A 13,672-nucleotide genomic window follows, 5' to 3' on the forward strand; every position below is an offset into this window, starting at 1 on the left:
CCCGCTGGGCAGCGAAGCGGCCCCCCTCATTTCTTCAGATCTACCAGGTTGCCTGAATTTACGACTGCTTCGCAGCCGAACGGGAGCAAGCTCCCTCGCCACAGGTTTGTCATCACAGGGTTGACGCAGGTCCATGCAAAACCGCGCAATGGCGGTTATTCTTGGCCCCGACTGCTTACGCTTGGAACGGGGGAAAGCCAGCATGGACAAAGTCATCGTCATCACCGGCGGCAGCCGTGGAATCGGCGCCGCCACGGCCCTGTTGGCCGCCGAACAAGGTTATCGGATCTGCATCAATTATCAGTCCGACGAACAGGCGGCGCTCAGTGTGCTGGAGCAAGTCCGCGCACGCGGTGCCCAAGCCATCGCCGTGCGTGCCGACGTCAGCATCGAAGACGAAGTGATCGCTCTGTTTCATCGGGTGGACACCGAACTGGGTCGGGTCACCGCGCTGGTGAACAACGCCGGCACCGTCGGGCAAAAGTCGCGGATCGACGAAATGTCGGAATTCCGCATTCTGAAAATCCTCAAGACCAACGTCCTGGCGCCGATCCTCTGCGCCAAACACGCGATTTTGCGCATGTCGCCCAAACACGGCGGGCAGGGCGGCAGCATCGTCAACGTCTCCTCGGTCGCCTCGCGTTTGGGTTCACCCAACGAGTACGTGGATTACGCCGCGTCCAAGGGGGCGCTGGACACCTTCACCATCGGCCTGTCCAAGGAAGTGGCGGGCGAGGGGATTCGCGTCAATGCGGTGCGTCCGGGTTACATCTACACCGATTTCCATGCATTGAGCGGCGATCCGGACCGGGTCAGCAAACTTGAGTCGGCGATTCCGATGGCCCGCGGTGGGCGGCCGGATGAAGTGGCGGAGGCGATTGTGTGGTTGTTGTCGGATAAGGCGTCGTATGCGACCGGGACTTTCGTCGATCTTGGTGGTGGGCGGTAAAGATCAGAAGCAAGATCAAAAGATCGCAGCCTTCGGCAGCTCCCACGCGCCTGTGGGCGCCGCGATCTTTTGCTGTTAAAAGGACCTGACAATCCGCCCCAACGTCTCCATCGCCTTCTCCGAATCCTCGGTCCACGGGCTGCCATAATTCAACCGAATACAATTCCTGAACCGCTGGGTCGGTGAAAAAATCGGCCCCGGTGCAATGCTGATCCCCTGCGCCAATGCCATCTGAAACAATTTCAACGAATCCATCTGCGGTGGCAGTTCCAGCCACAGGAAGTAACCGCCGGCCGGTTGGCTGACGCGGGTCTGGGCCGGGAAGTAGCGGGCGATGGCGGCGAGCATGGCACTTTGCTGTTCTTCCAGGGCGTAACGTAGTTTGCGCAGGTGCCGGTCGTAGCCGCCGTGTTGCAGGTAATCGGCGATGGCGGCCTGGGCGGGCATTGAAGCGCACAGCGAGGTCATGAGTTTCAGCCGTTCGATTTTCTGCGCATAGCGCCCGGCGGCGACCCAGCCGATGCGGTAGCCGGGGGCCAGGCTCTTGGCGAACGAACCGCAATGCATCACCAGCCCTTCGGTGTCGAACGCCTTGGCCGGTTTCGGCGCCTGTTGGCCGTAATAGAGCTCGGCGTAAACGTCATCCTCGATCAGCGGCACCTGATGGCTGCGCAACAACTCCACCAGTTCCTGTTTCTTCGCCTCGGGCATGGTCGCGCCCATGGGGTTCTGGAAACTGGTCATGCACCAACAGGCCTTGATCGGGTGCCGTTCCAGGGTCTGGGCGAGTACGCCGAGGTCGATGCCGTCTCGCGGGTGGACGGGGATTTCCACGGCTTTGAGCTTCAGCCGTTCCAGCACTTGCAGGCTGGCGTAAAACGCCGGGGCTTCGATGGCCACCAGATCGCCAGGCTCGGTGACGGCTTGCAGGCACAGGTTCAGCGCTTCCAGCGCACCGTTGGTGATCAGCAGTTCTTCCATCGGCAGCATCAGCCCGCCGACCATGTAGCGCAGGGCGATTTGCCGACGCAGTTGCGGGTTGCCCGGCGACATGTCGGTGACCACCATGCGCGGGTCCATCTCCCGGGAAGCACTGGCCAGCGAGCGGGACAAACGCTGCAGCGGGAACAGCGTGGGGCTGGGGAAGGCCGAGCCGAAGGGCACGGTGGTGGGGTCCTTGATCGAGTCCAGCACTGAGAACACCAGTTCGCTGACGTCGACTTCGGTGGACTCGTTGACCTGGCTGCTGATCACCGGCTCCGAGAACGGGCTTGGTGCATGCGCATTGACGAAGTAGCCGGAACGCGGTCGCGCGCGGATCAGGCCGCGACGTTCGAGCAGGTAATAGGCCTGGAACACCGTGGACGGGCTGACGCCGTAGGTCTGGCTGGCGTAGCGTACCGACGGCACCCGATGGCCGGGGCCAAGAACGCCGGAGCGGATCAGTTCAGCGATGTCGTCGGCGAATTTTTCGTAGCGTTTCATCGAGTGCCCGATTTGGAGTTATTCATGTAGTGCGCTGTTGTGGCGAGGGAGCTTGCTCCCGCTCGGCTGCGTAGCAGTCGTAGATTTTCAGGGGCGCTTCGCACCCCAGCGGGAGCAAGCTCCCTCGCCACAGGGGACCGCATCCGACAAAGGATTGCATCTTAAAGGCTCAGCGGTTCATCGGTGCAACAAAGCGGCTCTTGGCCACGCTATAGATACCCGGCTCATCGCTGTCGACAATCTTGAAACTGATCGTCTGCGAGCTGCTGCTCGGCCGTTCCGTGGTCATCGCCACCGACACCGGTACATCGACGATTTCACCGGGGGCCAGGCTCAGTTCGGTCTTGCCTTGCAACTGGAAGCCGTCGTCGTCGACCAGTGTCAGACGGTACTCCTGACGTTGCTGGGTCTTGTTGATGACCTTCAGGCTGTAGATGTTTTCGATCTGGCCTTCGCTGTTCTCGCGGAACAGGCCACGGTCCTTGCTCACGTCCAGCGACACCATCGGCCGCTCCACCAAGGCCAGGGCGAAGGCGCCGATCATCACCAGCAGCACCGCGGTGTAACCGATCAGGCGCGGGCGCAGCAGGTGGGTCTTGCCACCCTGCAATTGATGCTCCGAGGTGTAGCTGATCAGCCCTCGGGCGTAGCCCATTTTGTCCATGATCGAATCGCAGGCGTCGATGCATGCGGCGCAACCGATGCATTCCATCTGCAAGCCATCGCGGATGTCGATGCCGGTCGGGCAAACCTGGACGCACACCTGACAGTCGATGCAATCACCCAGGCCGACCTCGGCGGGTTTCACTTCACGTTTGCGCGGGCCACGGTTTTCGCCGCGAGCCACGTCGTAGGAAATGGTCAGGGTGTCCTTGTCGAACATCACGCTCTGGAACCGTGCGTATGGACACATGTGCATGCACACGGCTTCACGTAGCCAGCCGGCGTTGATGTAAGTGGCACCGGTGAAAAACAGCACCCAGAACAGGCTGACACCGCCGATTTGCAAAGTCAGCAGTTCTTCGGCCAGGGGCCGGATCGGTGTGAAGTAGCCGACAAAGGTCAGGCCGGTGAGCAGGCTGATCGCCAGCCACAAGGTGTGTTTGGCCGAGCGACGGAGCAGTTTGTTCAGGCCCCAGGGCGCGGCTTGCAGCTTGATCCGCTGGTTGCGCTCGCCTTCGGTGATCTTCTCGCACCACATGAAGATCCAGGTCCAGGAGCTCTGCGGGCAGGTGTAACCGCACCAGACCCGGCCTGCGAACACGGTGATCGCAAACAGACCGAAGGCGGCGATGATCAGCAGCGCCGACAGCAGGATGAAATCCTGGGGCCAGAAGGTCGCGCCGAAGATGTGGAATTTGCTTTCGGACAGGTCCCAGAGCACCGCCTGGCGGCCGCCCCAGTTCAGCCACACCGTGCCGAAGAACAGTAGAAACAGAAACCCCGCGCCGCTCATGCGCAGGGTGCGGAACAGGCCGGTGAAGCTGCGGGTGTGGATCAGGTTGTCACTGGACTTGGCCTTCATCTTTGGACGCGAAGGCTCATTGTTTTTTATAAACGAGGCAGGTTCAACGGTTCGGACGGGGATTCTATCGCTCATGGTCTTTCGCTCATCAGCCTCCATCAGGCCTGAGCACTATGACCAGCGATCTGTTTGCATAACAGACTCAGCTAACGCAATAAAAAGCGGATCAGATGGGCTGCCCACACCCGCCTGCGACAACTTGATGCACCCGCAAGGGCGGGCTGCGAGTACCTATGTCAGGCGCTGGCGGGGTGTGTTGATGCGGGTCAGTCAAATCACCGAATCACTGTTCGTGGCCTTCAAATGCCGACGACCGTCCACGGCGCCTGCTACGGTCAATGCGTCGGCTTCTGCTTCGGTGATGTAGAAGCGCTGGCCGTCGAGTTCCACTGCCGACATGGATTTTTCCTCGTCAGTGATTATGGTGATATCAGGGCAAAGGCGAATTTCTTCGCCGTTTTCGGTGATGAAGAAGCAGGTCTGGTTGTCGATGCGCACGGTCATGGAGGAGGCCTTTTTGCGGATTCGTTAAGTGTTAGGGCGCATTTGCCGGTGATTGTTCTGTGCAACCGATAGATGGCGTGAGTCGTGCTTAAGTTGGTTGACCCGTGCCCGGGGGATTGATTCCTCGAAGGACCTGGCAAATCCCTCTGAACTTTGCCGGCGCCTGTGGCTCGGAACTTATGTGTGTTCATACCCTTGAGTTCATCTCGGGGCAGATCGCTTCGTGTGAGTGATGACCAGGCACAAGAGCGTCCTTGGGGCGTAAGGAGAGATGCTCGATGACCGCTGAAAAAACCACAGAGCTGAGCTACAACCCGCATATACCGCTGTCCCAGGCGTTGCTGCTGCCGCGTATCGTGATCGAAAACACCATGCCGACCCTCGATGGCGGGCAATTTGCCGTTAAAGCCGTGGTCGATCAGGACGTGGTGGTGACCAGCAAAGTGTTTGCCGACGGTCATGACAAACTGGCCGTGCGCATCCGTTGGCGTGCCGAAGGCGACGACACCTGGCAGAGCGAGGTGATGGCCGAGTTGGGCAATAACGGCTGGCAGGGCCAGTTCCGTGTCAAGAAGCAGGGCCGCTATGCGTTCTGTATCGAAGCCTGGATCGATCGGTACGCCAGTTTTTGTTATGAGCTGAAAAAGAAGCACGGGGCCTGCATGTCGGTCAGCCTGGAATTGCAGGAAGGGCGCCTGCACGTCAAGCAGGCAGCGGAACGCAGTGAAGGCCTCCTCAGCGAGCAGCTGGCGGCGTTGCACCATGAGTTGTCCGGTCTGCTCGAAACCGAGCAGGTTGCCTTGTTTCTGCACCAACGCAGCGCGGACTTGATGGCCCAGGCCGATCATCGTCCCTTCGTGAGCCTGAGTCCTGAATTTCCGGTGGACGTGGAGCGGGAGTTGGCGCAGTTCGCCAGTTGGTATGAATTGTTCCCACGCTCGATCACGGATGATCCGGCCCGTCATGGCACCTTTAATGACGTGCATACGCGGCTGGCGATGATTCAGGACATGGGCTTCGACGTGCTGTACTTCACGCCGATCCACCCGATCGGCCGCAGCTATCGAAAAGGCCCGAACAACTCGTTGACCGCCGGCCCCGACGACCCGGGCAGTCCTTACGCCATCGGCAGCGAAGAAGGCGGGCATGAGGCGATTCACTCGGAACTGGGCAGCCGCGAAGACTTTCGCCGGCTCGTCGCGGCGGCCGCCGAACATGGGCTGGAAGTGGCCCTCGACTTTGCGATTCAGTGTTCCCAGGATCACCCTTGGCTCAAAGAGCATCCGGGCTGGTTCAACTGGCGCCCGGACGGCACGATCAAATACGCCGAGAACCCGCCGAAGAAATATCAGGACATCGTCAACGTCGATTTCTATGCCGTGGATGCGATTCCCAGCCTGTGGGTTGAATTGCGGGACATCGTGGTGGGCTGGGTCGAAGAGGGCGTGAAGCTGTTTCGCGTTGATAACCCCCACACCAAACCGTTGCCGTTCTGGCAGTGGTTGATCGCCGATGTGCGGGCGCTGTACCCCGAGGTGATATTTCTGGCGGAAGCCTTTACCACGCCGGCGATGATGGCGCGCCTGGGCAAGGTCGGTTACTCCCAGAGCTACACCTATTTCACCTGGCGCAACACCAAGACCGAACTGGCGACTTATTTCACCGAACTCAACGAGTCGCCATGGCGTGAATGCTACCGGCCGAATTTTTTCGTCAATACGCCGGACATCAACCCGGCATTCCTGCATGACTCCGGGCGCCCGGGTTTTCTGATTCGCGCGGCGCTTGCGACCATGGGTTCCGGGTTATGGGGCATGTATTCGGGCTTCGAGCTGTGTGAAGCGGCGCCGGTGCCGGGCAAGGAGGAGTACCTCAATTCCGAGAAGTACGAGATCCGCCCGCGGGACTTCAACGCGCCGGGCAACATCATTGCCGAAATCGCCCAGCTCAACCGCATCCGCCGGCAGAACCCGGCGCTGCACACGCATCTGGGCCTGAAGGTCTACAACGCCTGGAACGACAACATTCTGTATTTCGGCAAGCGCAGTGAGGATGGCAGCAATTTCATTCTGGTGGCCGTCAGCCTCGATCCGAATAACGCCCAGGAAGCGAATTTTGAATTGCCGCTGTGGGAAATGGGCCTGCCCGACGATGCCAGCACCCAAGGCGAAGACTTGATGAACGGTCACCGCTGGACCTGGCACGGCAAGTACCAGTTCATGCGGATCGAACCGTGGCATCTGCCGTTCGGGATTTGGCGGATTACCGCTTCTTGACTGTGGCGAGGGGGCTTTTGTGGCGAGGGAGCTTGCTCCCGCTGGGTCGCGCAGCGGCCCCAGACAATATGTCAGTCACACCTCATTTGCAGGTTTTACGACTGCTTCGCAGCCGAGCGGGAGCAAGCTCCCTCGCCACAGGTCCGGCGGTTTTATTCGAATTAAACAGGAGTTACAAATGGCGAAGAAACCCAGGTCAGCCACCTTCATCAAAGACCCGCTCTGGTACAAGGATGCGGTGATCTACCAGGTTCACGTTAAGTCTTTTTTCGACTCCAACAATGACGGGATCGGAGACTTTCCCGGCCTTATCGCCAAACTCGATTACATTGCCGATCTGGGCGTCAACACCATCTGGCTGTTGCCGTTCTACCCCTCGCCACGACGCGACGATGGCTACGACATCGCCGAGTACCGTGGCGTGCACCCCGACTACGGCACCCTGGCCGATGCCAAGCGTTTCATTGCCGAGGCCCACGAACGCGGCCTGCGGGTGATCACTGAACTGGTCATCAACCACACCTCGGACCAGCACCCGTGGTTCCAGCGCGCGCGCAAGGCCAAGCCCGGCTCGGCGGCCCGCGACTTCTATGTCTGGTCCGATAACGACCAGAAATACGACGGCACTCGTATCATCTTTCTCGACACCGAAAAGTCCAACTGGACCTGGGACCCGGTGGCCGGTCAGTACTTCTGGCACCGCTTCTATTCCCACCAGCCGGACCTGAATTTCGACAACCCGCAAGTGATGAAAGCGGTGCTGTCGGTGATGCGCTACTGGCTCGACATGGGCATCGACGGCCTGCGGCTGGACGCGATCCCGTACCTGATCGAGCGCGACGGCACCAACAACGAAAATCTCCCCGAGACCCACGACGTCCTCAAGCAGATCCGCGCCGAGATCGACGCCAATTACCCCGATCGCATGCTGCTGGCCGAGGCCAATCAGTGGCCGGAAGACACTCAGCTGTATTTTGGTAACACCGACGCCAAAGGCCAGAACGGCGACGAATGCCACATGGCGTTTCACTTCCCGCTGATGCCGCGCATGTACATGGCGCTGGCCCAGGAAGATCGTTTCCCGATTACCGACATTCTGCGCCAGACTCCGGAAATCCCTGCCAACTGCCAGTGGGCGATTTTCCTGCGCAACCACGATGAATTGACCCTGGAAATGGTCACCGACAAGGAGCGCGATTACCTGTGGAATTACTACGCGGCCGACCGTCGGGCGCGGATCAACCTGGGGATTCGCCGGCGTCTGGCGCCGTTGATGGAACGCGATCGTCGTCGCGTGGAGCTGCTCAACAGTCTGTTGCTGTCGATGCCCGGCACGCCGACCCTGTATTACGGCGATGAAATCGGCATGGGTGACAACATCTACCTCGGCGACCGCGACGGTGTGCGCACGCCGATGCAATGGTCAATCGACCGTAACGGCGGCTTCTCCCGCGCCGACCCGGCCAGTCTGGTGTTGCCGCCGATCATGGACCCGCAGTATGGCTATCTGTCGGTCAACGTCGAAACCCAGGCCGGCGACCCTCATTCATTGTTGAACTGGACCCGGCGCATGCTCGCGATACGCAAGCAGTCCAAGGCCTTCGGTCGCGGCACGCTGAAGATGCTGTCGCCGAGCAATCGCCGGATCCTGGCTTACACCCGTGAATTCACCGGCGCGGACGGCAAGCACGAGATCATTCTGTGCGTGGCCAACGTGTCCCGCAGCGCGCAAGCGGCGGAGCTGGATTTGTCGGCGTATGTCGGCATGGTCCCGGTGGAAATGCTCGGCGGCAATGCGTTCCCGCCCATCGGTCAGTTGAATTTCCTGCTGACGCTGGCGCCTTACGGTTTCTACTGGTTCGGCCTGGCGGCGGAGAACCAGATGCCGAGCTGGCACGTGGAGCCGGCGCAAAGCCTGCCGGACTTCACCACGCTGGTGCTGAAGCAGCGCATGGAAGAGCTGCTCGAAGCGCCGTCTCGGCAGTCACTGGAGCAGGGCATTTTGCCGAGCTGGTTGCAGAATCGCCGCTGGTTCGCCGGCAAGGACGGCACCATCGACAGCGTCAACCTCGCTTACGGCGTGCGCTTCGGCGACCCGCAGCATCCGGTGCTGTTGAGTGAAATCGACGTCACCAGCGCTGGCCAGACCAGCCGCTATCAGTTGCCATTCGGCTTTATTTCCGAGGAGCAGGTTGGCGCGGCTTTGCCGCAGCAATTGGCGCTGGCCAGGGTCCGTCGCGGTCGTCAGGTCGGCCTGATCACCGACGCCTTCAGCCTCGACAGCTTTGTTCATGCAGTGTTGCAGGGCATGCAGGCCAGTACGGTGTTGCCCTCGGACGGTGGCGAGATCCGTTTCGAGCCTACTGATGAATTGGCCAAACTGGGGCTGAGTGCCGAGTCGCAGGTGCGTTACCTGTCTGCCGAGCAATCCAACAGTTCGGTGGTGATCGGCGCCAGTCTGGTGTTGAAGTTGATCCGCAAGGTCGCGTCTGGGGTGCACCCGGAACTGGAAATGAGCGCGTACCTGACCCATGCCGGTTTCAAAAATATTTCGCCGCTGTTGGGGGCGGTGATTCGTCGCGATGCGGCGGGCGAGGACACGCTGTTGATGATCGCCCAAGGTTACTTGAGTAATCAGGGCGACGCGTGGGAATGGACCCAGAACAACCTCGAACGGGCGCTTCGTGACGAGCTCGCCGATGCCGTGTCCGAGCAGGAACAGCACTACAACGCTCTCGGCGAGTTGAAGGATTTTGCCGGCATGCTCGGCCAGCGTCTGGGGGAAATGCATCAGGTGCTGGCGACCCCGAGCGCCAACCCGGACTTTGCCCCACACATCATGAGTCAGAAAGATGCCCTGGACTCGGCCAAGGACGTGGCGGCGCAGCTGGAGCATGCACTGAAGCTGCTCAAGCAACATCAAACCGAACTGAGCGCGGCGGACCAGACATTGGTCAGCCGCTTGCTGGACAACAAGAAAGCCATCCTCGGACATATCCAGGAGCTGGGCAAAAAGGCCGCTGGCGGCTTGCGTATCCGCGTCCATGGTGACTTGCACCTGGGGCAAGTGCTGGTGATCAAGGGTGATGCTTATCTGATCGATTTTGAGGGTGAACCCGCGCGGCCGCTGCATGAGCGCCGTGGCAAACACAGCCCCTATAAAGACGTCAGTGGGGTGTTGCGCTCCTTCGATTATGCCGCGGCGATGGCGATCAACGTGCACAACGTCGATAACACGGCGGATGCTCAGGCGGCGCGTCAAAGGGTTGCCGAGCGTTATTTAAGAGAGGCGCGACAATCATTTGTCGACGCTTATCGGCTGGCGGCAGCTAGTCTTGCTCATGCATGGCAAGATCCTGAAGGCGAGGATGCTGCGCTGGCGTTGTTCGGTCTGGAGAAGGCGGCTTACGAAGTGGCCTATGAGGCTGAAAACCGCCCCACTTGGCTACCGGTGCCGTTGCACGGTTTATATGGATTATTGAGTGGGCTTAAACCCTTTTCCGATCTTGGTGGAGAGTAGTCATGAGTTTCTCGAACAAGGAACAGGGGCACGTTAAAGAGGCGCTGCTGCCCAAAGCGCGGGATATCGACGCATTGGTACGCGCCGAACATCAGGATCCCTTCGCAATTCTCGGCCCGCACAGCGATGGCGCTGGCGGGCAATTCATTCGGGCGTATCTGCCGGATGCCTTGAGCGTTCAGGTGGTGGACAAGGCGTCCGGGGAAGAACTCGGCAGCCTTGAGACGACCCAGACTCCGGGACTGTTCGTCGGGCACTTCGAGCAGGCCCGGCCCTATTTATTGCGAACCCGTTGGGCCGGCGGAGAACAACTCGCCGAGGACCCTTACAGCTTTGGTCCGTTACTTGGCGAGATGGATTTGTACCTGTTCGCCGAGGGCAATCACCGGGATCTGAGCAGTTGCCTCGGCGCGCAACTGAAGACAGTCGATGGCGTGGAGGGTGTGCGCTTCGCCGTGTGGGCGCCGAACGCCAGAAGGGTCTCGGTGGTCGGCGATTTTAACGTCTGGGACGGTCGTCGGCATCCGATGCGCCTGCGCCATCCCACTGGGGTCTGGGAGTTGTTCATCCCGCGCCTGCAAGCGGGGGAGGCCTACAAATACGAAATCCTCGGCGCCCACGGCATTCTGCCGCTCAAGGCCGACCCGATGGCTCTGGCCACCGCGCTGCCGCCGGATACCGCATCAAAAATCGCCTCGCCGCTGAAAGTCGACTGGCAGGACCAGGACTGGATGCTGTCCCGCAGCGAGCGTCAGCGAACCAGTGCACCGCTGTCGATCTATGAGTTGCATGCCGGTTCCTGGCAATGCGAGCTGGATGACCTGGGCGAAGTCGCCCGTCAGTACACCTGGCCCGAGTTGGCCGAGCGGCTGATTCCGTACGTCAAAGAGCTGGGTTTCACCCACATCGAACTGATGCCGATCATGGAACATCCATTCGGTGGCTCCTGGGGTTATCAATTGTTGTCGCAGTTTGCCCCGAGCGCCCGTTACGGCTCGCCGGATGAGTTCGCCGCTTTCGTCAACGCGTGTCACCAGGCCGAAATCGGCGTGATCCTTGATTGGGTGCCGGCGCATTTCCCGACCGATGTCCATGGCCTGGCGCAGTTCGACGGCACCGCGCTGTACGAATACGGCAACCCGATGGAGGGCTTTCACCAGGACTGGGACACACTGATCTACAACCTGGGCCGCACCGAGGTGCACGGCTACATGCTGGCGTCGGCGCTGCACTGGCTCAAGCATTTCCATGTCGATGGACTGCGGGTCGACGCAGTGGCGTCGATGCTGTATCGCGATTACTCGCGCAAGGCTGGCGAGTGGGTGCCCAACCGTCACGGCGGTCGGGAGAATCTGGAGGCCATCGATTTCCTGCGTCATCTCAACGACGTAGTGGCTCTGGAAGCACCGGGCGCACTGGTGATTGCCGAGGAATCCACCGCGTGGCCGGGTGTCAGCCAGAGCACGCAACAGGGCGGGCTGGGTTTTGCCTATAAGTGGAACATGGGCTGGATGCACGATTCGCTGCATTACATTCAGCAGGATCCGGTGTACCGCGCCCATCATCACAACGAACTGAGTTTCGGCCTGGTGTATGCCTGGTCCGAGCGTTTCATCCTGCCGATTTCCCACGACGAAGTGGTACACGGCAAGCATTCGCTGATCGACAAAATGCCCGGCGACCGTTGGCAGAAGTTTGCCAACCTGCGGGCTTACCTGAGTTTCATGTGGACCCATCCGGGCAAGAAACTGTTGTTCATGGGCTGCGAGTTCGGCCAGTGGCGGGAGTGGAATCACGATCAGCAGCTGGACTGGTACTTGCTGCAATATCCGGAACACCAGGGTGTGCGCAAGCTGGTCGGCGACTTGAATCGGTTGTATCGCGAAGAGCCTGCCCTGCACGATCAGGACGATGTACCGCAGGGCTTCCAGTGGTTGATCGGCGACGACGCGATCAACAGCGTTTATGCCTGGCTACGCTGGAGCAAGGAGGGCAGGCCGGTATTGGTGGTGGCCAACTTCACCCCGGTGCCGCGTCAGTCCTACCGCGTCGGCGTGCCGTTTGCCGGGCGCTGGGTCGAGTTGATCAACAGCGACGCCGACACCTATGCCGGGTCCAATTACGGTAACGGTGGCGGGGTGTTCACCGAGGAAGAACCGAGCCATGGGCAGGCACTTTCCCTGGTGTTGAATTTGCCGCCGTTGGCGGTGTTGATTCTGCGACCGGAGGGTTGATCGAAAAGATCGCAGGCTTCGCCAGCTCCTGCAGGATCGGGACCGTCCCAGGTGGGCGGGACAACGTTGAACTGTAGGAGCTGCCGAAGGCTGCGATCTTTTGTTTTTTTTACCAACGCATCCGCACCCCAAGGCTACCAATCAACCCATTCAAATCATTGTCATCCACATTGCTGCTGTAATCGGCGCTGACGTACAGGCTGACCAAAGGCGTCACTCTGGCCACCAATCCCAGACCCACATCCACCGTTGATGAATTGCGACTGCTGCTGATTTTGTCGACCTGATCCAGGCTCACGGTATTACCGGTGTACACCGTGTGCCACACGTTGGTCCGCACATAGGGTTCGACCGGCAAGCCATTGATATCGTAATTGCCTTTCAAGCGTGCACCGACCCGACCGCTCCAGGAGGTCAGGTCGCTGGACGAGGCGTTGCCTGACCCGGCATACGGCGTATCCAGCGTGATGCGTTGATTGATCAACTGCGCCTGGGGTTCAACCACCCAGTTTTCGCTCAGGCCTATCGGGAAACCACCTTCCACCGACACTGTCATCGCGCTGCCTTCGGTGGTTTGTCGCACACCCTGGTCGTTGCGGCTAAAACCGCTGACCCGGCCGCCGCTGGCCGTCAAGTCGACGTGCCAGCCTTGCGCCCCGGTCAGGCTCCAGTAGGCACCAAGGCTTTGACCTTGAAGGTTGAGCGTGTCGTGGCTGGGGTCGGCGAGGGCGCGGCTGGTCAGCAGGCCGTTGTCGTTACCCTGGAATTGAGCGGTGCCGCCGATCAGTCCGACCCGTTGGGTACTACCGCTGTTGCTTTGCACGGTCAGGAGCGCCGGGCCTTTGAATTCGCTGGCTCCGGGGATCGTGCCCTGGGCCAGATAATCGGTTTGGGCCTGCCGCGACGTCGGGCCATAGACGTGGTCCCAGGCCAGGGGGGCGGCGTCTTCGATCGTCAGGCGTGAGCTGGGTAAGTCTGAGTTGACGCGTAAGCGGTCGGGATACGTGGCCAAGCCGAAGGGCAAGGTAATTGTCGGCAGTTGCTGGCTGTACCAGGGCGTTGTTTCGTCCTCGGCAGACGACGCTCGCACCTCCATGGATGAGCACAGCAGGAGTGAACCGGAGACAACGCAAAAAGTGAATTTTATCTCTTGTGGGGTGAATGAAGTTCTCATGGAGG

General features: G+C 60.2%; 8 protein-coding genes. 4 read left to right on the forward strand and 4 right to left on the reverse strand.

Annotation, left to right across the window (positions count from 1 at the left end):
* Positions 1-202 precede the first annotated feature (202 nt).
* On the forward strand, positions 203-949 hold the full coding sequence (locus tag ACEN8R_RS08630; RefSeq protein WP_018926135.1) for an SDR family oxidoreductase: 747 nt from the start codon (positions 203-205) through the stop codon (positions 947-949).
* 75 nt (positions 950-1,024) lie between these two features.
* On the opposite strand, the gene mapR is transcribed toward ACEN8R_RS08630, so the two are convergent.
* The 3 genes from mapR to ACEN8R_RS08645 form a co-directional block, all read right to left on the reverse strand.
* Positions 1,025-2,434, reverse strand: coding sequence for a GntR family transcriptional regulator MpaR (gene mapR / locus ACEN8R_RS08635; protein ID WP_018926134.1), 1,410 nt, complete (start codon positions 2,432-2,434; stop codon positions 1,025-1,027).
* 169 nt (positions 2,435-2,603) lie between these two features.
* Positions 2,604-4,034 carry a cytochrome c oxidase accessory protein CcoG gene (ccoG, locus tag ACEN8R_RS08640; RefSeq protein ID WP_026286422.1) on the reverse strand — a complete coding sequence of 477 codons (1,431 nt, stop codon included), beginning with the start codon at positions 4,032-4,034 and terminating at the stop codon, positions 2,604-2,606.
* Positions 4,035-4,229: 195 nt separating this feature from the next.
* Positions 4,230-4,463 (reverse strand): DUF3203 family protein, encoded by a 234-nt coding sequence (locus tag ACEN8R_RS08645; RefSeq protein ID WP_018926132.1) that lies wholly within the window; start codon positions 4,461-4,463, stop codon positions 4,230-4,232.
* Positions 4,464-4,741: 278 nt separating this feature from the next.
* Between ACEN8R_RS08645 and ACEN8R_RS08650 the strand changes: the two genes are divergently transcribed.
* The 3 genes from ACEN8R_RS08650 to glgB all read left to right on the forward strand — a co-directional run bounded on the left by ACEN8R_RS08650 (position 4,742) and on the right by glgB (position 12,493).
* Positions 4,742-6,739, forward strand: a complete 1,998-nt coding sequence (locus ACEN8R_RS08650) for an alpha-1,4-glucan--maltose-1-phosphate maltosyltransferase (protein WP_018926131.1) — start codon at positions 4,742-4,744, stop codon at positions 6,737-6,739.
* Between the two features lie 178 nt (positions 6,740-6,917).
* Positions 6,918-10,259 carry a maltose alpha-D-glucosyltransferase gene (gene treS, locus ACEN8R_RS08655; protein WP_018926130.1) on the forward strand — a complete coding sequence of 1,114 codons (3,342 nt, stop codon included), beginning with the start codon at positions 6,918-6,920 and terminating at the stop codon, positions 10,257-10,259.
* Between the two features lie 2 nt (positions 10,260-10,261).
* Entirely contained in the window at positions 10,262-12,493 is a 2,232-nt protein-coding gene (gene glgB / locus ACEN8R_RS08660) for a 1,4-alpha-glucan branching protein GlgB (RefSeq protein WP_018926129.1), read from the forward strand.
* Positions 12,494-12,602: 109 nt separating this feature from the next.
* Here the strand turns inward: glgB and ACEN8R_RS08665 are convergent, their stop codons facing one another.
* Entirely contained in the window at positions 12,603-13,667 is a 1,065-nt protein-coding gene (locus ACEN8R_RS08665) for an autotransporter domain-containing protein (RefSeq protein ID WP_026286421.1), read from the reverse strand.
* Between the last annotated feature and the right edge of the window lie 5 nt (positions 13,668-13,672).

It is taken from the genome of Pseudomonas sp. Pseusp15 (assembly GCF_059492165.1).